This is a genomic window from Luteimonas fraxinea (assembly GCF_021233355.1).
Lineage (GTDB): Bacteria > Pseudomonadota > Gammaproteobacteria > Xanthomonadales > Xanthomonadaceae > Luteimonas > Luteimonas fraxinea.
This window is the reverse complement of sequence record NZ_CP089507.1, coordinates 2388304-2410454: the sequence shown is the minus strand read 5'-3', so window position 1 is coordinate 2410454 and position 22151 is coordinate 2388304. Positions and strand designations below refer to the sequence as shown.

17 protein-coding genes and 1 pseudogene are annotated in these 22151 nt (G+C 66.8%); 9 read left to right on the top strand and 9 right to left on the bottom strand.

Going from position 1 to position 22151, the window contains the following annotated elements:
* Positions 1-83 precede the first annotated feature (83 nt).
* A complete protein-coding gene (cls, locus tag LU699_RS10785) occupies positions 84-1508 on the top strand; it encodes a cardiolipin synthase (RefSeq protein WP_232137527.1) in 1425 nt (474 codons plus the stop codon).
* A gap of 13 nt (positions 1509-1521) precedes the next feature.
* Here the strand turns inward: cls and LU699_RS10780 are convergent, their stop codons facing one another.
* Positions 1522-2064 carry a DUF924 family protein gene (locus LU699_RS10780; protein WP_232137528.1) on the bottom strand — a complete coding sequence of 181 codons (543 nt, stop codon included), beginning with the start codon at positions 2062-2064 and terminating at the stop codon, positions 1522-1524.
* Between the two features lie 106 nt (positions 2065-2170).
* Here LU699_RS10780 and LU699_RS10775 point away from each other — a divergent pair, with 106 nt between their 5' ends.
* Complete coding sequence (locus LU699_RS10775) at positions 2171-2593, top strand: hypothetical protein (protein ID WP_232137529.1); 423 nt, start codon at positions 2171-2173, stop codon at positions 2591-2593.
* Between the two features lie 504 nt (positions 2594-3097).
* Here LU699_RS10775 and LU699_RS10770 read toward each other — a convergent pair.
* A complete protein-coding gene (locus tag LU699_RS10770) occupies positions 3098-3874 on the bottom strand; it encodes an AMP nucleosidase (protein ID WP_232137530.1) in 777 nt (258 codons plus the stop codon).
* A gap of 293 nt (positions 3875-4167) precedes the next feature.
* Here LU699_RS10770 and LU699_RS10765 point away from each other — a divergent pair.
* A pseudogene (locus LU699_RS10765) lies at positions 4168-5436 on the top strand (amidohydrolase); the annotation flags it as partial.
* On the top strand, positions 5433-6734 hold the full coding sequence (locus LU699_RS10760; RefSeq protein WP_232137532.1) for an amidohydrolase family protein: 1302 nt from the start codon (positions 5433-5435) through the stop codon (positions 6732-6734). The pseudogene LU699_RS10765 and the gene LU699_RS10760, both read left to right, overlap by 4 nt.
* Before the next feature lie 234 nt (positions 6735-6968).
* Here LU699_RS10760 and LU699_RS10755 read toward each other — a convergent pair whose 3' ends face one another.
* Both LU699_RS10755 and acs read right to left on the bottom strand, forming a co-directional pair.
* A complete protein-coding gene (locus LU699_RS10755; RefSeq protein WP_232137533.1) occupies positions 6969-7634 on the bottom strand; it encodes a response regulator transcription factor in 666 nt (221 codons plus the stop codon).
* A gap of 10 nt (positions 7635-7644) precedes the next feature.
* The gene (gene acs, locus LU699_RS10750; RefSeq protein ID WP_232137534.1) at positions 7645-9603 is read right to left on the bottom strand and encodes an acetate--CoA ligase; all 1959 of its coding nucleotides are present in this window, start codon (positions 9601-9603) and stop codon (positions 7645-7647) included.
* A 221-nt stretch (positions 9604-9824) separates the two neighbouring features.
* Here acs and LU699_RS10745 point away from each other — a divergent pair, with 221 nt between their 5' ends.
* Both LU699_RS10745 and LU699_RS10740 read left to right on the top strand, forming a co-directional pair.
* Positions 9825-11201, top strand: coding sequence for a DcaP family trimeric outer membrane transporter (locus tag LU699_RS10745; RefSeq protein ID WP_232137535.1), 1377 nt, complete (start codon positions 9825-9827; stop codon positions 11199-11201).
* Between the two features lie 173 nt (positions 11202-11374).
* Positions 11375-13036 (top strand): MFS transporter, encoded by a 1662-nt coding sequence (locus LU699_RS10740; RefSeq protein ID WP_232137536.1) that lies wholly within the window; start codon positions 11375-11377, stop codon positions 13034-13036.
* A 342-nt stretch (positions 13037-13378) separates the two neighbouring features.
* On the opposite strand, the gene LU699_RS10735 is transcribed toward LU699_RS10740, so the two are convergent.
* From LU699_RS10735 to LU699_RS10725, 3 genes are all read right to left on the bottom strand, one after another.
* Positions 13379-13834: a hypothetical protein gene (locus LU699_RS10735; RefSeq protein ID WP_232137537.1), complete on the bottom strand. Its 456-nt coding sequence runs from the start codon at positions 13832-13834 to the stop codon at positions 13379-13381.
* Between the two features lie 150 nt (positions 13835-13984).
* Positions 13985-14308 carry an EF-hand domain-containing protein gene (locus LU699_RS10730; RefSeq protein WP_327058795.1) on the bottom strand — a complete coding sequence of 108 codons (324 nt, stop codon included), beginning with the start codon at positions 14306-14308 and terminating at the stop codon, positions 13985-13987.
* 53 nt (positions 14309-14361) lie between these two features.
* Positions 14362-15570 (bottom strand): DesA family fatty acid desaturase, encoded by a 1209-nt coding sequence (locus LU699_RS10725; RefSeq protein ID WP_425491131.1) that lies wholly within the window; start codon positions 15568-15570, stop codon positions 14362-14364.
* Between the two features lie 105 nt (positions 15571-15675).
* Between LU699_RS10725 and LU699_RS10720 the strand changes: the two genes are divergently transcribed.
* Complete coding sequence (locus LU699_RS10720; protein ID WP_232150230.1) at positions 15676-16518, top strand: ABC transporter ATP-binding protein; 843 nt, start codon at positions 15676-15678, stop codon at positions 16516-16518.
* Between the two features lie 166 nt (positions 16519-16684).
* Complete coding sequence (locus LU699_RS10715) at positions 16685-18736, top strand: sodium-translocating pyrophosphatase (RefSeq protein WP_232137540.1); 2052 nt, start codon at positions 16685-16687, stop codon at positions 18734-18736.
* A gap of 264 nt (positions 18737-19000) precedes the next feature.
* Here the strand turns inward: LU699_RS10715 and LU699_RS10710 are convergent, their stop codons facing one another.
* Together LU699_RS10710 and LU699_RS10705 are read right to left on the bottom strand one after the other, a co-directional pair.
* On the bottom strand, positions 19001-19537 hold the full coding sequence (locus LU699_RS10710) for a hypothetical protein (RefSeq protein ID WP_232137541.1): 537 nt from the start codon (positions 19535-19537) through the stop codon (positions 19001-19003).
* Positions 19538-19797: 260 nt separating this feature from the next.
* The gene (locus tag LU699_RS10705) at positions 19798-21357 is read right to left on the bottom strand and encodes a M91 family zinc metallopeptidase (RefSeq protein WP_232137543.1); all 1560 of its coding nucleotides are present in this window, start codon (positions 21355-21357) and stop codon (positions 19798-19800) included.
* A gap of 196 nt (positions 21358-21553) precedes the next feature.
* On the opposite strand from LU699_RS10705, the gene ppa reads away from it, so the two are divergent.
* Positions 21554-22084 (top strand): inorganic diphosphatase, encoded by a 531-nt coding sequence (ppa, locus tag LU699_RS10700; protein WP_232137544.1) that lies wholly within the window; start codon positions 21554-21556, stop codon positions 22082-22084.
* Positions 22085-22151 lie beyond the last annotated feature (67 nt).

The window sequence follows — 22151 nt, the reverse complement described above, 5'->3', positions numbered from 1 at the left end:
CGGTGATCGCGAGTGCCGAGTGCGGAGCTCGGAGCACTCCGGTTCAGCCATCCCCGCCACACCCGCATGCCACACTCGAACGCATGTCGGATCACGACCTGCACATCGGCCTGTGGATCCTCGTGGCCGACTGGCTGATCCGGATCGCGGCCCTGCTGTGGATTCCCGCGCGCACGCGCTCGTCGGCCGCGCGCAGCTGGCTTCTGCTGATCGGCTTCGTACCCCTGCTCGGACTCCCTGCCTATCTGCTGCTCGGCCATCCGTGGCTGTCGAAGCTGCGGCGCGAGCGGCAGGCGCGGGCGTCGCGGTTGATCCGACAGCGCCAGACGCCCTTGACCGCATTGCGCTGGTGTCCGCCCGACGCGTTCTCCGCGCCGGCCGATGCGGCGCGGCTGGTGGAACGGCTCGGGGATTTCATGCCGACCAATGGCAACGCGGTCGAGCTGCTCGACGATTACGCAGGCTCACTGCAGCGCCTGGTCGACGACATCGACGCGGCGACGCGTGAAGTGCATCTGCTCTACTACCTGATGCGCGACGACACCGCCGGCCGCGCGGTCGCCAGTGCACTCGAACGTGCGACACGCCGTGGTGTGCGCTGTCGCTTGCTGCTCGACGCGGTGGGCGCCAAGCACGGACTGCGCGCGTTCCGACGCCCGCTGCGCGATGCCGGCGTCAGCGTGCAGGCCACACTGGCCGGTGGCCTCGCATGGCGGCGCAGTGCGCGGATGGATCTGCGCAACCACCGCAAGATCGCGGTGATCGATGGTCGCCTCGCGCTGACCGGCTCGCAGAATCTTGCCGATCCGGACTTCGTGCCCGGCCATCCCAACCGCGAGGTCGTCGCGCGCGTGCGCGGGCCGGTGGTCGCGCAACTGCAGGCGCTGTTCGCCAGCGACTGGTACATCGAGACCGGCGAAGTGCTGGAAGTCGATGCGCCACCGATCGCGCCGAGTGGTCTTGTGCCCGCGCAATTGTTGCCGAGCGGTCCCGCGTATCCGTTCGAGAACGCGCGCGATGTGTTCGTCGCGCTCGTGCAGCGTGCGCGTCGGCGCGCGGTGCTGGTGACGCCCTACTTCGTGCCCGACGAGGCCACGCTCGGCGCGCTGCGTGTCGCCGCGTTGTCGGGTGTGTCGGTGCAGTTGATCCTGTCGGCCACCAACAACCAGCGCCTGACCGCTTGGGCGCAGGCCGGGTTCTACGACGAACTGCTGGCGGCCGGAGTGCGTATCGCGCTGTACCGGCCGCACTTTCTGCACGCCAAGCATCTGAGCATCGACGACGACATCGCGCTGGTCGGGTCGAGCAATCTCGACATCCGCAGCTTCATGCTCAATGCTGAGGCCGGCCTGCTGTGCTTCGACGCGGGTGTCGTGGCGCGGCTGCGCGAGATCGAACAGGACTATCTGCGCGAGTCGGACGTGCTGGAAGCAGATGAGTGGAAGCGGCGGCCGACCTGGCGGCGCAGCGTCGAAGGCATCGCGCGCCTGGCGGATTCGTTTCTCTGACTGCGGGAGCGCGCTAGAAGCCGCCGCCTTCGTCGAGCCAGGTCTGCTCTTCCGGCGTGTTGACGCGACCGAGCGCGCGGTTGCGATGCGGGAACCGCCCGAAGCGTTCGATGACGTCGAGGTGCGCCTGCGCGTATTTGCGGTACTCGTCGTTGTCGACATCGGCGAACAGCGCGATCGAACGCTGCTGATCGGCCAGGTCTTCCGAATGCTCGAACGGCAGATAGACGAAGCCGCGCAGGTCGGCATCGAAACTGCGGTCATGGCCGGCGTCGATCATGCGCTGCGCGTAATGGCGCGCAAGGCTGTCGGTCGCGAAGGCATGTCCGCTGTCGCGGAAGATGTTGCGCGGAATCTGGTCGAGCAGGATCAGCAGCGCGAGTCCGCCCTCGGCGGTGTCGAGCCAGGTCTCCAGTTCGCGACGGCCCGCGGCGAAGTGCGCGTCGCGGAAGCGCTCGTCGCATTCGCGGTCGAAGGCGTCGCCGCCCTGGAACCACTTCTGCATGCCGGCCTGTCGCCAGAAGGCGACGACATCATCGGGGGTGATCGTGTCCATGGCGCGCAGACTATCGTGGCCCGACAGCCTGCGCACCCCGTGTCGTTTCGTCCCCACGGCGTCCTATACTCGGCGCGATCTTTCATCTCATCCATCGGAGTGCTCCATGACGCGTCGCCCGATCCGCCTGCTGCTGCCTGCCCTGCTCGTCCTGTCCGGTGTGATGCTGCTGGCCGCCTGCCAGCGTGGAGACGCCGACAAGGCGCTGCTCGAAGCGCCGGCCGTCGGCGATCTCTACGCCGCGCAGCTCAGCGAGTTCTCCGATTACGAATTCACCGACGACGCCGAGAAGCCGATCGATCCGGCCTACGGACTGATGAGGGTCGTGTCCGCCGATGCCGCGGGCGTGGTGGTGATCACCGAGAACGCGGCTTCGGCCGAGAAGTCGGTGTCGCAGAGCGACATCAAGGGTGATCTCTCGACGATCGAATTCGACGAGAGCGAGCAGATCCAGATCGCCAAGGCCGATCTGATCAAGGCGCATGCGGATGGTCTGATCTATGTGGTGAAACGCCCTGCGGCGAACTGAGTTCGTGGCGGTGGTGGCATGAAAAGCCCGGCGGATGCCGGGCTTTTTTGTGGATGCGCTTCCGATCATTGTTTCGAGCCCCTCTCCCTCCGGGAGAGGGGTTGGGGTGAGGGCGCTTCTCGATGCGCATCACTACCGACCCTCACCCGACGCGCTTTGCGCGCCGACCTCTCCCGGAGGGAGAGGTGCTTTCAAAGCTTGAGCTCTCCGCGCACTGCGACAATCTGCCGGACTGGTAGAGGGATTGGGGAATGGTGCTTTCAGAGATTGAGCCCCTCTCCCTATGGGGTGAAGAGGCATGCCTGCGGGCCACTGGCCCGCGTGCCGATGAACGCCCCCGCGGCGACGCGGGGGACGGGGCGCGGAGCGGGGGTTGGGGTGAGGGCGCTTTTCGATGCGCTTCACTACCAGCCCTCACCCGACGCGCTTTGCGCGTCGACCTCTCCCGGAGGGAGAGGTGCTCAACGCTCGAGCGATCTCACCCTCTGGAGACGATGCTCGGCTCTACTCGTCGAACCGCAGATGCCGCACCGACTTGCCATGCCGGCGGATCAGCTTCAGTGCTTCAATGCCGATGTTGATGTGCCGCTCGACGAAGTCCGCGCTCACCAGCGCATCCGATGCTTCGGTCTTGACGCCTTCGGGAATCATCGGCTGGTCGCTGACCAGCAGCAGTGCGCCGGCAGGAATTCGGTTCGCGAAACCGGCGGCGAACACGGTGGCGGTTTCCATGTCGATCGCCATGCAACGCATCATGCGCAGGCGTTCCTTGAACGCGGCATCGTGTTCCCAGACGCGGCGGTTGGTCGTGTAGACAGTGCCGGTCCAGTAGTCGTGGCCGAGGTCGCGGATCATCGTCGACACCGCACGCTGCAAGGCGAACGCCGGCAATGCCGGCACTTCGGGCAGCAGGTAGTCGCTGCTGGTGCCTTCGCCGCGGATCGCCGCGATCGGCAGCACCAGATCGCCCAGCTGGTTCTTGCGCTTGAGGCCGCCGCACTTGCCGAGGAACAGCACGGCCTTGGGCATGATCGCCGACAGCAGATCCATCATCGTTGCGGCATTGGGGCTGCCCATGCCGAAGTTGATCATCGTGATGCCGTCGGCGGTCGCGCTGGGCATCGGCCGGTCGAGACCGACCACTTCGGCGCCGGTCAGACGGGCGAAGTGATGCAGGTAGCCGCCGAAATTGGTCAGCAGGATGTGTTCGCCGAACTGGTCCAGCGGCACGCCGGTGTAGCGCGGCAGCCAGTTCTCGACGATCTGTTCTTTTTCTTTCATCGTCTTCTTCTCCGTGTACGCGGCCATTCTCGCATGCGGCCCGCGGCGCTTCGCGGAACGCGCTGTCGGTCGCAGCGCGCATTGCGCGGCCGCAGGTACACTCGGGCGCTGTCGCACGTCGCCTCGCCGTCGTGCCGGGGAAATCCATCCGTCCACACGTTTTCGGGGAGTTACCGATGTCCCGCCTGTTGTCTGCCGCGCTCGCGGTTGCCCTGTTCGGTGGCTGCGCCACCACATCCACGTCCGGCAAGACCGCCGGCATGCCCGACGCCCCGCACGTCGGTGCGACCGCCTATGCCAGCACCTATGCACCGATCGCATCGGCGCCGGTGCTGATCACCAACGCCACCGTGCTGATCGGCGACGGCCAGCGTCTGGAAGGCGCGGACGTGCTGCTGCAGGACGGTCGTGTCGCCGCGGTCGGCATCGGCCTCGACGCACCGGCGAACGCGCAGCGCGTCGACGGCACCGGCAAGTGGGTCACGCCCGGCATCATCGATGTGCACTCGCATCTGGGCGTGTATCCGAGCCCGGGCGCCAGCGCGCACAGCGACGGCAACGAGATGACCGCGCCCAACACCGCGCAGGTCTGGGCCGAGCATTCGGTGTGGCCGCAGGATCCGGGCTTCGGCGCGGCGCTGGCAGGCGGCGTGACGTCCCTGCAGATCCTGCCCGGCTCGGCGAACCTGATCGGCGGCCGCGGGGTGACGCTGAAGAACGTCGCCGCGACGATGGTCACCGACATGAAATTTCCAGGCGCGCCCTACGGCCTGAAGATGGCCTGCGGCGAAAACCCGAAGCGCGTCTACGGACAGAAGGGCGGCCCGGCAACGCGCATGGGCAACGTCGCCGGCTATCGCGCGGCGCTGATCGACGCGGCCGAATACCGCCGCAAGCAGGCCGGCGATTCGCCGGGCAAGCGCGACCTCAAGGTCGAGACGATGGCAGGCGCAATGGATGGCGACATCCTCGTGCACATCCATTGCTATCGCGCCGACGAAATGGCGCAGATGCTGGATCTCGCGAAGGAATTCGACTTCAAGATCGCCGCGTTCCACCACGGCGTGGAGGCCTACAAGATCGCCGACCGTCTCGGCGCCGAGGGTGTCTGCGGCGCGCTGTGGGCCGACTGGTGGGGCTTCAAGATGGAAGCCTTCGACGGCATCCAGGAGAACATCGCGATCGTCGACCGCGCGCCGGGTGGCTGCGCGATCGTGCATTCCGATTCCGACGAAGGCATCCAGCGCCTCAACCAGGAAGCGGCCAAGGTCATCGCCAGCGCACACCGCGTGGGCATCGAGATCACGCCCGAACACGCGATCCGCTGGCTCACCGAGAACGCGGCGAAGTCGCTGGGCGTGCTCGACCAGACCGGTACGCTGACCGCCGGCAAGATGGGCGACGCGGTGCTGTGGAACGGCAACCCGTTCACCGTGTACGCGCTGGCCGAACAGGTGTGGATCGACGGCGCACACGTCTACGACCGCTTCGATCCGGCACGTCAGCCGGTCTCGGATTTCATGCTCGGCCAGGGCGCCGCTGCCAGTGGAGGTGCCCGATGAGCCGCCGTCTGCCACGCACGATGACGCGCCTGCTGGTCGTCGGCGCGCTGCTCGCCGCGACCCTGCCCGTCGCCGCGCAGTCGGTACTGATCCGTGGCGCGACGGTGCACACCGCCGGTCCGCAGGGCTCGCTGCAGAACACCGACGTACTGGTGCGTAATGGCCGCGTCGCCGCGGTCGGCGCGGGACTCGCCGCCGGCGATGCACAGGTCGTCGAAGCCAACGGCCGTCCGCTGACGCCGACGCTGTTCGGCGGCGTGACCGGCATCGGCATCGAGGAAGTCTCGGGCGAAAGCGGCACCCGCGATGATCGCCTGTCGCTCGGCGTCGCCAGCGACATGGCCGTGCGGCCCGAGTTCGACGTCACGCTGGCCTTCAATCCTGATTCGATCGTGATTCCGGTGGCGCGCGTCGAGGGCATCGGCTTCACCCTGATCTCGGCCGGCAGCGCGAGTTCGATCATCGGCGGCCAGGGCGCAGTGATGCGTCTCGACGGCAGCGTCGATCCGGCCGGCCCGAAGGTGCTGTACCTCGCACTCGGCGCCGATGGTGCGGAACAGAGCGGCTCCTCGCGCGCAGCACAATGGATGCTGCTCGACCAGCTGATCGACGAAGCGCGTGGCCGCCTGCCGGCCGACTCGCACGTCGCCGCGCTGACGCCGGCCGGCAAGCGCGCACTGGCGCCCTATCTCGATGGACGCGGCACGATCGTCGTCGGCGTCAATCGCGCGGCCGACATCCGCCAGCTGCTGCGCTGGTCGAAGCGCCACAACCTGCGCATCGCCATCCGCGGCGGCGCCGAAGGCTGGCGCGTCGCATCGGACCTCGCCGCGGCGAACGTGCCGGTATTCGTCGATCCGCTGGTGAACCTGCCGTCGGACTTCGACCAGATCGGCGCGACGATGGAGAACGCCGCGCGCCTGCAGGCCGCCGGCGTGCGCGTCGGTTTCGCCCAGGCCAGCGACGCCTCGCACAACGCGCGGAAGCTGCGTCAGCTCGCCGGCAACGCCGTCGCACACGGCCTGCCGTGGGACGCGGGCCTCGCGGGCCTGACGCGCGTGCCGGCGGAGACGTTCGGCGTCGGCGAGTCCATCGGCACGATCGCGGTCGGTCGCACCGCGGATCTGGTGCTGTGGTCGGGCGATCCGCTCGACGTCACCAGCACCGCCGACCAGGTGTGGTTCGACGGCCGCGCGATCGAGATGCGCTCGCGCCAGACCGAACTGCGGGACCGCTATCTGCGTCCGGCAACGCCGGCGAGCGAGGGTGGTCTGCCGCGGGCGTATCAGAAGCAGTGATGCTTAGGGCGCTTCCTCATGGGAGCGCCGCTGTTGCCCGTCGCCCCAGCGACTTTCAACGGACGAATGTCCGGTCAAGCTGGGGCCCATTTTGATTTTCGCGATCAAGTCGACACCGCGAGAAGCAGCATGACCTTCGTCGGTACGCTTGACCGCGAAAATGGATCCCAGCTTTCGCTGGGATGACGGGATACAAAATAGTCGGAGAGCGTCTGCTCTAGCGCACGATTCGCGTCAACGCGCGTCCGCAGGAATCTCGTCCGGATCCGGATCCACCGCGAGCTTGCCGGCGATCAGCACCGCCTGCGTGCGGTTCGATGCACCCAGCTTGCGCAGCACTGCGGTCATGTGCGCCTTGACGGTCGCTTCCGACACGCCCAGTTCGTAGGCGATCTGCTTGTTGAGCATGCCGTCGCCGAGCATCTGCAGCACGCGGAACTGTTGCGGGGTGAGATCGCGCAGGCGCGCGGCGACGTCGTGTTCGCCGGGTGATACGCCGGCGGCGGACGCGGCCGCTTCCGGCACGAAACGGTCGCCGTCGAGCACCTGTGCGACGGCGCGGGCCAGCGTTTCGGCATCGGCGGATTTGGGCACGAAACCCGATGCGCCGTGGTCGAGTGCGCGGCGCATCACCGCCGGCTCCTCGCGCGCGGACACCATCAGCACCGGCAGTTGCGGGAACTGCGCGCGCAGGTGCACCAGCGCACTGAAGCCGTGCACGCCGGGCATGTTGAGGTCGAGCATCAGCAGGTCGGCATCCGGTTCGGATTCGACCATCGCGTACAGCGCATCGACGTTGTGCGCTTCACGCAGGCGCGCGTTCGGCACGGCGCGGGAAATCGCGCCGCGCAGTGCCTCTCGGAACAGCGGGTGATCGTCGGCAATCAGCAGGGTGGTCATTGGGTCAGAGTCATGCCTGCGGGATGTACCGCTCCTTGACCAGTGAATCGACGACCGACGGATCGGCCAGCGTGCTGGTGTCGCCGAGCTGGTCGGGTGCGTTCTCGGCGATCTTGCGCAGGATGCGGCGCATGATCTTGCCCGAGCGGGTCTTCGGCAGACCCGGTGCCCACTGGATGTGATCCGGCGATGCGGTCGGGCCGATCTCGCTGCGCACGTGCTTGACCAGTTCCTTGCGCAGCTCTTCGCTGTACTCCTCGCCGGCCTTGAGCGTCACGTAGGCATAGATGCCCTGGCCCTTGATGTCATGCGGGAAGCCGACGACTGCGGCCTCTGCCACCTTCGGATGCGCGACCAGCGCGCTTTCCAGTTCCGCGGTGCCGATGCGGTGGCCGGAGACGTTGATGACGTCGTCGACGCGACCGGTGATCCAGTAATACCCGTCCTCGTCGCGACGGCAGCCGTCACCGGTGAAGTAGGTGCCGGGATACGCCTTGAAGTAGGTGTCGATGAAACGCTGGTGGTCGCCATAGACGCTGCGCATCTGGCCGGGCCAGGAATCGGTGATGACGAGGTTGCCTTCGGCCGCGCCTTCGAGGAACGCGCCGTTGGCATCGACCAGTGCCGGCTGCACGCCGAAGAACGGCTTGGTCGCCGAACCGGGCTTGGCGTCGATCGCGCCGGGCAGCGGCGAGATCAGAATGCCGCCGGTTTCGGTCTGCCACCAGGTGTCGACGATCGGGCAGCGGCTGTCGCCGACCACCTCGTAATACCAGCGCCAGGCTTCCGGATTGATCGGCTCGCCGACGCTGCCGAGCAGGCGCAGCGACTTGCGCGAAGTCTTCTTGACCGGCGCTTCTCCCTCGCGCATCAGCGCGCGGATCGCGGTGGGCGCGGTGTAGAAGATCGTGACCTGGTGCTTGTCGATGACGTTCCAGAAACGCGAGACGTCCGGATAGTTCGGCACGCCTTCGAAGATCAGCGAGGTCGCGGCGTTCGCCAGCGGGCCGTAGACGATGTAGCTGTGGCCGGTCACCCAGCCCACGTCGGCCGTGCACCAGTACACGTCGTTGTCGCGCAGGTCGAAGATCGCCTCGTGCGTGTAGCTGGCGAACAGCAGGTAGCCGCCGGTCGTGTGCAGCACGCCCTTCGGCTTGCCGGTGGAACCGGAGGTGTAGAGGATGAAGAGCGGGTCTTCCGCGTTCATGCGCTCCGGTTCGCAGCTATCGGGCTGATCGTCGACGACAGCGTCGTACCAGCGGTCGCGCGGCATCTGCATGTCGACTGCGCCGCCGGTGTGGCGCACGACCAGCACGGTTTCCACGGTGTTCGTCCCGGGCAGTTTCAGTGCCGCGTCGACGTTCGCCTTCAGCGGCACGCTCTTGCTGCCGCGCAGGCCTTCATCGGCAGTGATGATGAGCTTGCTGCCGCAGTCGGAAACGCGGTCGGCGATCGAGTTCGGCGAGAAGCCGCCGAAGACCACGCAATGCACCGCGCCGATGCGCGCGCACGCGAGCATCGCCACCGCCGCCTCGACGATCATCGGCAGATAGATGGTGACGCGGTCGCCCTTGCCCACGCCGAGGTTGCGCAGTGCGTTGGCGAGTTTGCACACGCGCGCATGCAGATCGCGGTAGCTGACGTGCAGCGATTCGGTGTCGGGGCCGTCGGCCTCCCAGATCAGCGCGGTCTTGTCGCCCTTGGTCGCCAGGTGCCGGTCGAGGCAGTTGACGCTGACATTGAGCTCGCCGTCCTCGAACCAGCGGATGCGGAAGTCCTGCAGGTCGTAGCTGACGTTGCGGATCTTCGTCGGCGCCTTGAACCAGTCGAGGCGCTTGGCGGCCTCGCCCCAGAAGGCGTCCGGGTCCTGCACCGAGCGCGCGTAATCGCGCGCGTAGGCCTCGGCGGTGATGGTGTCGGGACCGGCGAAACCGGCCGGCGCCGGATGGATTTCTGCGGGGTTGGACATCTGGAAGCCTCCGGGAACACGTCCGGCCAGTGTGCCGGATTCGCCAGACCGCCACGCTAGACCTTGGTCTAACCGGGCCGCGGCGGAGTATCGACCAAAGGGGAATGGGCGTGGCCCCCCGCAACGTGCAGTCTGCGTGAAATGGATCGTGCCGAAGTGGGCGCTCCACCTGTTCCGCCTTGCACCAATTGCTTACGCCATCCCTTGGGAGGGGAGACCCGATGACACAGACCAAACAGGTACGTCCGCGCCTTCTGGCCGCCGCCGTACTCGCCGCGCTCACCCTGCCCGGCGTCGCCTTCGCGCAGAGCGCCAAGGAACGCGAGCTCGAAGCGCGCGTCGCCCAGCTCGAAGCGATGGTCCAGCAGCTGGTGACACAGCAGCAGCAGACCGAAACCGTGGTGACCGAGGTGCGCACGGCCCAGGCCGCGCAGCCCGCGCCTGCAGCCGCTGTCGCCGGTACCGGCGCCGCCGCGCCGATCCAGGCGACGACGATCACGCCGACCGCCAATCCCGGCACCAAGTTCACCGTGGGCGGCATGATCCGCACCGATGCGCTGGTGACCAAGACCACCGACGGCGACATCGCCAAGGGCACCGCGGGCCGCGATTTCTACGTGCCCGGCGCGATTCCGGTCGGCGGCAATGCCCCCGACACCTACTCCGACGCACACCTGAAGTTCTCGCGCCTGTGGTTCGATGCCAGCACGGTGCTCGATTCCGGCGACAAGCTCGGCGCCCGCGTCGAACTCGACTTCTTCGGCGGCGCGCTCGGCAACTCGGCGGCCACCAACACCTACGGCGCGACGCTGCGCCACGCCTACCTGACCTACAACAACTGGCTGGTCGGTCAGACGTGGTCCAACTTCATGGACACCAACGCGCTGCTTGACGCGGTCGACTTCGTCGGCCCGACCGATGGCGTCGCCTTCGTGCGCCAGCCGCAGCTGCGTTACACCAGCGGCCCGTGGGTGGTCTCGATCGAGAGCCCGGAAACCACCGTGCAGCCTTTCGGCGGCGGCGCGCGCGTGATCGCCGGCGACAACAGTGCGATTCCCGATGTCATCGCCCGCTACACCCACAAGGGCGACTGGGGCCATGTCAGCTTCGCGGGCATGGCGCGGCAGCTCAAGTACGAACCCGTCATCGGCAACGACAACACCGACACCGGCTTCGGCGCGCAGGTCAGTGGTCTGGTCAAGCTGGGCGACAGCACCGACATCCGCTACCAGGTCAGCGGCGGCGAAGGCATCGGGCGCTACATCGGTCTGGCCACGGTGCAGCAGGACGTGATCGCTGACGGCGCCGGCAACATCAATGCGCTGGGCGGTTGGGCGGGCTACTTCGGCCTGCGCCAGGTGTTCACCCCGAAGGTCCGCGGCAACCTGTTCTATTCGCGCTCGCAGTGGGACAACGACACTGCATGGACCGGCCTAGGCGTGACCCGCAAGGTGCATTCGGTGCACGCGAATATGATCTGGTCGCCGGTGCCCAAGCTCGACTTCGGCGTCGAGGCGATCTGGGGCGAGCGCACGCTCGAATCCGGCGCAGACGGCGAGTTGATGCGCCTGCACACGATGGCCCGCTACTCGTTCTGATCCACCCGACAGGGACGGCCACGCGCCGTCCCTGTTGCGTTTCACCGCCGCGTGCGAGCGGCCCCCACCCGCACCAACGTCTGTTCCGCGATCGCATGCAGCACGCCTGACCGGGTCGCCGGCATTCCGCCGGCCCCGCACACATCACGAACGCTTCGGAGGGGAAGCTTCCCATGTCCAGCACGACCGCCAACCCGGCACCCAAGCCCGCGCTGACGAAGGGCCATAAAAAGGTCATCTTCGCGTCCAGCCTCGGCACCGTCTTCGAGTGGTACGACTTCTATCTGTACGGCTCGCTCGCGATCATCCTGTCGCGCCAGTTCTTCAGTGGCGTCAATCCGACGACGGGCATGATCTTCACCCTGCTGGCGTTCGCGGCCGGCTTCTTCGTCCGTCCGTTCGGCGCGGCCTTCTTCGGCAGCCTCGGCGACCGCATCGGCCGCAAGTACACGTTCCTAGTCACGATCATCATCATGGGTGTGTCGACGTTCCTCGTCGGCGTGTTGCCTAGTTACGCGACCATCGGTATCGCGGCGCCCATCATGCTGATCGTGCTGCGTCTGGCCCAGGGCCTGGCGATGGGCGGCGAGTACGGCGGCGCGGCCACCTACGTCGCCGAACACGCGCCGCCTGGCAAGCGCGGTCTGTATACCGCCTTCATCCAGACCACGGCGACGCTCGGCCTGTTCCTGTCGCTGGCCGTGATCCTGCTGTGCCGCTGGCTCCTCGGTGTCGAAGCGTTCGAAGACTGGGGCTGGCGCATCCCGTTCCTGGGTTCGATCATCCTGCTGGGCGTCTCGGTGTGGATCCGCCTGCAGCTGAGCGAATCCCCGCTGTTCCAGCAGATGAAGGCCGAGGGCAAGGGCTCCAAGCAGCCGTTCCGTGATTCGATCAAGGGCGGCAATCTGAAGCTGATGCTGCTGGTGCTGTTCGGCGCCACCGCCGGCCAGGCCGTGGTCTGGTACGCCGGCCAGTTCTATGCCCTGTTCTATCTGCAGAGCATGCTCAAAGTCGATCTGACGGTGTCCTACCTGCTGATCGCGGCGGCCCTGCTGCTCGGCACGCCGTTCTTCCTGTTCTTCGGCTGGCTGTCGGACAAGATCGGCCGCAAGAAGATCATCATGGCCGGCTGTCTGATTGCCGCGATCTCCTACTTCCCGATCTTCAAGGGCCTGACCCACTTCGCCAATCCGGCGATCGAAGAGGCCGTCGCCAGTTCGCCGGCGGTGGTGGTGGCTGATCCGAACACCTGCAGCTTCCAGTTCGATCCGGTGGGCACGCGCAAGTTCACCAGCTCCTGTGACGTGGCGACCGCCGCGCTCGCACGTGCCGGCGTGCCGTACAGCGTCGAGCCGGCACCGGTGGGTTCTCTGGCCGAAGTGCGCGTGGGCGACAACAGCGTCGCGTCGTTCGAGGCGGAAGGCCTGGCCGGCGATGCGCTCAAGACCCAGCAGGGCAGCTTCGGCACCGACCTGCGCGGCGCGCTCAATGCCGCGGGTTACCCGGAGAAGGCGGACACCGATCGCATCAACATTCCGATGACGATCTTCCTGCTGTGGATCCTGGTGATCTTCGTGACGATGGTCTACGGCCCGATCGCGGCGTATCTGGTCGAGCTGTTCCCGACCCGCATCCGCTACACCTCGATGTCGCTGCCGTATCACATCGGTAACGGCTGGTTCGGTGGCTTCCTGCCGGCGATCTCGTTCGCCCTGGTCGCGGCCACCGGCAACATCTACTACGGCCTGTGGTACCCGATCGGCATCGCGCTGATGTCGCTGGTGATCGGCACGATCTTCCTGCGCGAGACGAAGGACGTCGACATCACCAAGTAAGTGCGGCGCCCGCGCGGGACCACGTCTCCCGCGCGTTTCACCTGGACGCCGGCCCGGAAGGGCCGGCGTTCTTCGTTTCAGGGATTCGAGATCCGCATCGTCGACCAGTGATGCGACCAGGTGTTCGACGAACGCGCGGGCGGAAGCTTGCAATCGTCAGCTTCTGGATGGTCGACGAGGCTGGGCGCTGGAGATGCGGTGACGTGTGTCGCTCTTGGACCCTGACCGCCGTGCCCGCGGGAAAAGCGCACGCGCCTGTCCCGCACTCGAAGCACGCCCGAGTGCGTCAGTCGCTCGATCGAAAGGAACACACCGCTGGATGCGCCCAGCGCAGCAGGGCGATCAGATCTCGCCTGGTGTGTTGTGTCGCGGTGCTTCGATGCGCAGTGCGCGCCAGACCAGCCAGATGAAGACGAGGAACGCGACGAACGGATATCCCGCCGTCAGGCTCGACACCAGCTGCGCAATGACTGGATCGTCGCTCGCCTGCGCGGACAGCAGCGCCATCACATCCGCGACGACGACGAGTGCGCCCATCACCAGCACGACGCCGCGCGCAAGCGGGGACGCGAGCGTGCGCGACAGATGCCAGGCCGGCAGCAGGAACAGCAGCGAGAGCACGGCCGTCCACGGCGCCAACGCATTCAACAGCGCGCGCGACTGCGACGCATCGCCGGGGTGTCGCCAATGGCCCCAGAACGGACTGAAGAATCCGATGAGATTCACCAGCACCACCGTGGCGAGCAGCGCGACCAGCAACCAGCCGACGGCGCGGCGCAGATGCACGAGATGCGTCATGTCTTCCTCCCTGAAGCGGATCCGATCGATCACCGCCCGAGGATAGCAACGCCGGTTCCGGTCACGTGGACGCCGCGCAGACATCGCGCAAGTTCCGTCCTGCGAACGCTGCTCGAATCCCTCCGCGTCGCCGCGAAGGAGAATGCATGCCTACTTCTGCGGCGGTGCCGCGAGCTCGCGCGCGTCGAGGTAGCCGTCGCGATTCGTGTCCTGGCGGTTGAACGTCGCGGCGATCCTGGCCATGTGTTCGGCCAGCGTCACCGGTCGGCCCTTGCCGCCCGGCAGCTCATCGGCCGTCAGTACGCCATCGCCGTTGCGGTCCATCTGGTCGAAGCCGTAACGCATCCACGCCTGGTACTCGGCGAGCGAGACACGGCCATCGCCGTCGGTATCCATGTGCTCGAGATACTCGGACGTGCGCGTGACCTGCGCGCCGGCGGTGACGGCGACGAGCGCGCACACCGCACACAGCAAGCGGCCGATCCGTGGCAGGACCGGCCGTCGTCTCGCGATCACAGCGTGCGGTTTCAGGCGTGCGCGCTCTGCAGCGAATAGCCCTTGAGCCGGGCCGAATAGTCCTGCAACGCACGGATGCCGCTGGCCTCGGCCTCGCGGCACCACACCTGCAGGTTGTGCAGTGCTTCGCTCGCGTTCTGCGAGCGCGCTTCGAGCAGCGCGGTCAGTCGCGCGCGATGTTCGACCAGCGTGCGGATGCGCGGGCGCTGGTCGACCCATTGCTGCAACTGCTGGCGTGCGTCGGGCTGCAGCCAGCGACCATCGTCGACCAGACCCTTGCGCAGCTTGCGCGGCAATAGCGCGCGCAGACGCGCACCGGCGGCTTGCGCTTCTTCGCGCAGCGCGGGCTTGAGCACATTGCGCTGGTAATCGGTCATCGCCTGGAAGCGGTGCGCGAGCAGCGCGCGCATCGTGTCGGTATCCGGCACGTGGATGTTGGGGCGGATGTCGAGCGACGGCGCGACGCGCAGCACCTTCGCCAGACGCACCGACTCCAGGCCCTTGATGACGGCCCAGCCGATGTCGAACTCCCACTTGCGCAGCGCGAACTTCGCCGAGCTGGGGAAGGCGTGGTGGTTGTTGTGCAGCTCTTCGCCACCGATCCACACGCCCCACGGCGTCAGATTGGTCGCGGTGTCGGTGGTCTCGAAATTGCGGTAACCCCACCAGTGGCCGAGGCCGTTGACGACACCTGCGGCCCAGAAGGGGATCCACGCCATCTGGATCGCCCACACCGCGACGCCCTTGAAGCCGAACAGCACGAAGCTCAGCAGCAGCAGGAAGGTCGGGCCGAGATTGGCGTGCGGGGTATAGAGCTTGCGTTCGATCCAGTCGGTAGGCGCGCCCTTGCCGTACTGCTCGATGTCGGCGCGCTGCGCACGTGCTTCGCGGTACAACTCCACGCCCTGCCAGAACACGGTCTTGATGCCCTTGAAGCGCGGGCTGTGCGGGTCGTCTTCGGTCTCGCACTTGGCGTGGTGCTTGCGATGGATCGCCACCCACTCGCGCGTGATCATCGACGTGGTGAGCCACGTCCAGTAGCGGAAGAAATGCGCGATCACCGGATGGAAATCGACGCCGCGATGCGCCTGGCTGCGATGCAGGTACAAAGTGACCGCGAGGATCGTCAGCTGCGTCACCACCAACAGGTAGACGAGCATCGCCCCCCAGCCGAACTGCAGCAGGCCACCGGACAGAAACTCGAGAATCGTAGAAGTCATGGGCGCGTCGAAAAGGCGTGAACCCATGCATCATGGCGGCATCCCTGCCCCCTTTCCATCCCTCCGACCACGTATGGACGACCTCGCGATTCAGACTCGCTACGCATGTCGCATTCATGCGACGGCGCGGCGCGTTCGCGCATGAATCGAAGCCCGACGCAGCTTCTGGAACTGGATCGCGCCACGGTCCGTCGCGGCGCCCACGTCGTCCTGGATGCGCTCGACCTGACGATTCCGCTCGGCCGGCACACCGCGATCCTTGGCGCGAACGGCAGCGGCAAATCCACGCTGATGCAACTGCTGACCCGTGAACTGCATCCGCTGGCCCATGACGACGGTCGCGCGCCGGTGCGTGTGCTGGGCGCGCATCTGTGGGATGTGCGCAGCCTCCGCGGGCAGCTCGGCATCGTGACGCAACGGTTGCACGAAGATCTGCGCACAGTGCCGTCGCTGACCGCGAGCGCGGTGGTCGCCGGCGCGACCCTCGGCGCGATCGCCGACACCAGCGCCGAGGATCCGGCGCTGCATGCGCAGGCACTCGCGGCGCTGCAGCGGATGCAGGCCGCGCATCTCGTCGCGCGTCGTTACGCCACGCTGTCTGCTGGGGAAGCACGCCGCGTGCTGCTGGCACGTGCACTGTTCCACGCACCGGCCGCGCTGCTGCTCGACGAGCCCTCAAGCGGACTCGACGTCGTGGCCCGCGCGCATCTGATGACGCAGATCGGCGGAATCGCCCGCGGCGGCACCACGCTGGTGCTGGTCACCCATCACCTCGAAGAACTGATCCCGGAGATCAGCCACGTCGTATTGCTGCGCGCGGGCCGCGTGCTCGCCGACGGTCCGCGCGACCTCGTGTTGACCGACGCGTTGCTGTCGCAGGCCTTCGATGCGCCGGTGCACATACGTACCGATGCACACGGCACGCTCGCACTGACGATGGCCGGCTAGGCATTCCGGCTGCCGGCGTCTTTTGGCACGGCATCGCAGGCGTCGCCCCATCCGAGGGACCTGCCCGCACGCCAGTGCGCCGCCCCGCGCGCGCTGTGCGATAGTCGGCGCGCATCACCGCATCACCGCTGTCCGTCTTGGCATACCGACTCTGGGAGGGGTTTCCATGCTCGAGCAACACGGTTTGTGGCTGGCACTGGGCTGTGCCGCCATCGCGATTCTCTACGGCGTGATTTCCGCCGGCTGGATCAACCGGCAACCTGCCGGCAACGCACGGATGCAGGAAATCGCAGGCGCGATCCAGGAAGGCGCCCGCGCGTATCTCAATCGACAATATCTGACGATCTCGATCGTCGGCGCCGTGCTGTTCGTGCTGATCGGCGTGTTCCTGGGCTGGGCGACCGGCGTCGGCTTCCTGCTCGGCGCGGTGTTGTCTGGCGCGGCGGGCTACATCGGCATGAACGTGTCGGTGAAGGCCAACGTACGTACGGCCGAAGCCGCGCGCCGCGGCATCGGACCCGCGATGGACGTCGCATTCCGCGGTGGTGCGATCACCGGCATGCTGGTCGTCGGTCTCGGACTGCTCGGCGTGGCCGGGTACTGGATGCTGCTGCCCCACTTCGGCATCGCCGACGAAGCCGCGCTGCACGCGCTGGTGGGCCTCGCCTTCGGCAGTTCGCTGATCTCGATCTTCGCGCGCCTCGGTGGCGGCATCTTCACCAAGGGCGCCGACGTCGGCGCGGATCTGGTGGGCAAGGTCGAAGCGGGCATTCCCGAGGACGACCCGCGCAATCCCGCGGTGATCGCCGACAACGTGGGCGACAACGTCGGTGACTGCGCGGGCATGGCGGCCGATCTGTTCGAAACCTACGCGGTCACCGTGATCGCGACGATGCTGCTCGGTTTCCTGATGGCGCCGACCGTCGGCGCGAACGGTGTGCTGTATCCGCTGGTGCTCGGCGGCGCGTCGATCCTGGCGTCGATCGTCGGCACGTTCTTCGTCAAGGTCAAAGCCGGCGGCTCGATCATGGGCGCGCTGTACAAGGGCGTGATCGTGTCGGGCGTCATCGCCGCCGCGCTGTTCTGGCCGATCACGATGCAGCTGATGGCCGACAACGCGCACGGCGCGACCAACCTCTACTGGTGCGCACTGATCGGTCTGGTACTGACCGGCGCGATCGTCTGGATCACCGAGTACTACACCGGCACGCAGTACGCGCCGGTGCAGCACATCGCGCAGGCGTCGACGACCGGACACGGCACCAACATCATCGCGGGCCTCGGCGTGTCGATGAAATCGACCGCGATGCCGGTGATCGCGGTGTGCTTCGCGATCTGGGCGTGCTTCTCGTTCGCGGGGCTGTACGGCATTGCGATCGCGGCGACGGCGATGCTGTCGATGGCCGGCATGATCGTCGCACTCGATGCGTATGGCCCGATCACCGACAACGCCGGCGGCATTGCCGAAATGGCGGAGCTGCCGTCGGAAGTCCGTGATGTCACCGATCCGCTCGACGCCGTCGGCAACACGACCAAGGCGGTGACCAAGGGCTATGCGATCGGCTCTGCCGCGCTCGCAGCGCTGGTGCTGTTCGCCGACTTCACCCACAACCTGGAAGCGAAGTATCCGGGCACCGAGTTTCGCTTCGACCTCGCGGATCCCGCGGTGATCATCGGCCTCTTCATCGGCGGCCTGATTCCGTATCTGTTCGGCGCGATGGCGATGGAAGCGGTCGGTCGTGCGGCAGGCGCAGTCGTCGAAGAAGTGCGTCGCCAGTTCCGCGAGATTCCCGGCATCATGGCCGGCACCGCGAAGCCGGACTACTCGCGCGCGGTCGACATGCTGACGAAATCGGCGATCAAGGAAATGATCGTGCCCTCACTGCTGCCGGTGCTGGTGCCGGTGGTCGTCGCGCTCGGCATGAATGCCCTGATGGGACCGGGCGCCGGCATCCGCGCACTCGGCGGCCTGCTGATCGGCACGATCGTCACCGGCCTGTTCGTCGCGATTTCGATGACCACCGGCGGCGGCGCCTGGGACAACGCGAAGAAGTACATCGAGGACGGCCACCACGGCGGCAAGGGCAGCGAGGCCCACAAGGCTGCGGTGACCGGCGACACCGTCGGCGATCCCTACAAGGACACCGCGGGTCCGGCGATCAATCCTCTGATCAAAATCATCAATATCGTCGCGTTGTTGCTGGTGCCGCTGCTCTAGCTGAGCGCCTCACTTCGCAATGCATCTGGCCCCTCTCCCTCCGGGACTACGTGCCCGCCGGGGTAGAGGGGTTGGGGTGAGGGCTGCCGCAGACGCCGCGCCAGACAAGTGTGCTGAGTTCCGGAACCCGGCATCCATTGATCGGTGCGGTGATGGGTTTCGCTACGCTTTACCCATCCTACAAAGCGTGATCACGGACGCAGCCTCGGTGATCGGGGCGATACATCCGTTTGATGCGCCCGCGGCGTCATCGCTCGACGCGCCCTACTTCTCGAACGTCCCACTCGCCATATCAAACCACGGCGTGCACAGCACCTGCTGATCGTCGGCGTAGCCGAAATCGGCCTGCCAGACCTGCACATCGCCACTGTCGTCGGACGAGAACAGACGCGCGTCGTCGGCGATGCCGACACCTACGCACCATTGCACCTGCGCGGGCGTCGAAGCGAGCCAGTTGGAGAAGTTGAACGTGGCATCGACGCTCGCGCCGGGCTCGACCCGGCGCGCGAGCGGCGTGGGCGGCACGGTCGGCGCAGGCGTCGGCAACGCACGCGCGACATGCGAGAGCGTCGCGCGCGTGCCGGCATATTCGCGCAGTGCCGGCACACCGACAGCGCCGGACGCCATGCGCTTCGTCAGCACCGCATGGCGATCACCGCGGTCGAACACGACCAGCGGCACCGTGCCGGAATTGCGGATGCGATAGTCGACACGCACACCCTCGCCTTTGCGCGCGAACACCGCTTCCAGTACGACGCCTTCGGCATCGACATGGGCGCGCGCGGAATCACTGGGGGGCATTGCAGACCTCGGAACGGGACGTGGGGAGTCGCTGGAGACCGCCGGTGCTGGCAGCACTGCGCAGGCGAGGCACGCGGCGGCGACGGTATTCCGGAACGCAGCATGGTCCCGCAGACGTGAGGGTGGCGCGCTGACGACAGCGCGCGGAGAGTCGGTCATCGGCACGGTGATCCTGGAAGCGTGTCACGACGCCCGATGCAGGCGTCGCCAAACGAAAGGGGCGGTGCACGCATGCACCGCCCCGACGTCATGGCCCAGTGTCAGAGCGCGTAGCTCGGACGGTCGGGCATGCCCAGTTCGCGGCGGATGCCGTTCTCGGTCAGATGGATCGGGTTGTGGGTGAGCGCACCGCTACCGTCGAAGTCGTACGGCGTGGCGCTGGTCTCCAGTCCCACAGCCTGTCGTTCGGCATTGGGCACCTGGCCATTGTCAGGACCCGTGCCGCGATACGTGCCCTGCAGGAAGGTGCCGTTGACGCCGTTGTAGGCATGCGACATCTCGTGGAACAGGACCACCGACGGCGCCGGGAACGCGTCCATGTGGAAGGACGGGTTGTAGCTGATGGTCACATCACCGCCGGCGCCCGCACGGCCGTTGACGATGTCGGCGTCATTGCTGAAGGTCTGGGCGTAACCGTTGTCCTCGTTCGACAGTTCCTGGATCGTCACGGTGTTGCCCTTGGCCTCGGCGGCCTTGTCGAACTCCGCCATCATCTGCTGGCCGTTCGGCGAGGCGCGCAGGAAATCCAGCTCGGACTGCATGCGCTGCACGAAAGCATCGGAGCCTTGCACGCGCACGCCGCGATCGCCGACGGTGTTGTCGATCTCGACATTGACGACGGTCGGGCGCGCGCCCGTCGCCGCGTTGACAATGTCACTGGCTTCCGAATAGATCGTGGTCTGCGCGTTCGCGCCTTCGATCGTGTCGCTGCCGGCGCCGGCATAGACCGTCGTGCGGCCGTCGCCGACGTTGACCACATCGTCGCCACCACCGGCGGAGAGGATGTCGAACGTGCCACCGCCGTGAATCACGTCGTCACCGCGGCCGCCTTCGATGTAGTTGGTACCGCTGCCGGCGTGGATGGTGTCGCTGCCGTCGCCGCCGTAGATCACATTGACGCCGCTGCCGCCGAAGATCTCGTTGGTGCCGCCCGTGGTGTGGATGTCGTTGCGGCCGCTGCCGGTGGCGCGGATGGTGTCGTCGCCGTCGCCACTGCTGATGCGGTTGTCGCCGTCGCCTTCGACGTTGATGTCGTTGTCGCCGTCGCCGGCATCGACGACGACGTTGACCTGGACGTTCGGCGCGACCTGGATGGTGTCGTTGCCGGCGCCGGTGCGCAGGGTCAGTTCCTGGCCTTCGGCGAGACGCACTTCGTAGCTTTCGCCGTTGACCGACACGTCCAGCGTGCCGTCATCGCGCTGGCTCACGCCGACGTTGTCGTCGCCGGTGCCGGTGGTGAACACCACCTGGTCGCGGCTGATGTAGCCCTGCGCCTGGGTACGCTCGCGGGTCACCTCGACCTGTGCGTCGCTGTGCAGCTTGTCGCTGACGACCGGCTTGCCGTCCGGGGTGCTGCCGGTGGTGCGCCCGGTCGAGTTGGTGCTGCCGCCGTCGATGCCGATCGCGCCGTTGGGCGCGCGCTCGGGCGCTTCCCGCGTGGAGATATCCGGACCGTCGTCCAGTCCTCCGATGTCGGCGTGGTCGTCGACGCCACCGGCAGCCGGACCGTCATGCGTATGCGTGTCGTTCGGGGCCAGCGGGTTCTGCCAGTAGCCTTGCGCGGCGGTGGCGGTCGGGGACAGCGAATCGAGCGTGGTCATCGGGACGGGCCTGCATCAGCGAAAGTCGGGGAACCATATGTACGCCCCCGTATGGCCCGCCCATACTGGGGCGTACCCTTGGTCGGCCGCCGCGCCTGACGTTGCATCGGAAACCATCGCTCGCGATCGGCGCTGCGCCGCAACATCGTTGGCCGTAAAATGGGCGTTCTGAATCGACCATTGGAAGTGCATCGCTATGGGCCTTGGCTCCGTCTCCACCGGCAAGAACCCGCCGGACGAAATCAACGTCATCATCGAAATCCCGAAGGACGCCGAGCCGGTCAAGTACGAGGTCGACAAGGAAAGCGGCGCGATCTTCGTCGACCGCATCCTGTCCACGCCGATGCGCTACCCCTGCAACTACGGCTACGTGCCGAACACCGTCTGCGGTGACGGCGATCCGGCCGACGTGCTGGTGGTGCTCCCGCTGCCGCTGATCCCCGGCTCGGTGATCCGCTGCCGTCCGGTCGGCGTGCTGAAGATGACCGACGAGGCCGGCAGCGACGAGAAGATCCTCGCGGTGCCGGTCGACAAGGTGTTCGGCGGTTACGCGCACGTCGACGACCTAGACAAGGTGTCGGCCCACTGGCTCGAGCGCATCGGCCACTTCTTCGAGCACTACAAGGATCTCGAGAAGGGCAAGTGGGTGAAGATCAGCGGCTGGGGCGATGCGGCGGAAGCCAAGGCATTGCTCAACGAAGCCATCGCCGCCTACAAGGCCGAGTAATTCGCTGCGACGGCGTTTCCGCCGTCACAGTTTGCGACACGCCGCCGAAACCCGCGCGGCGTGGTTG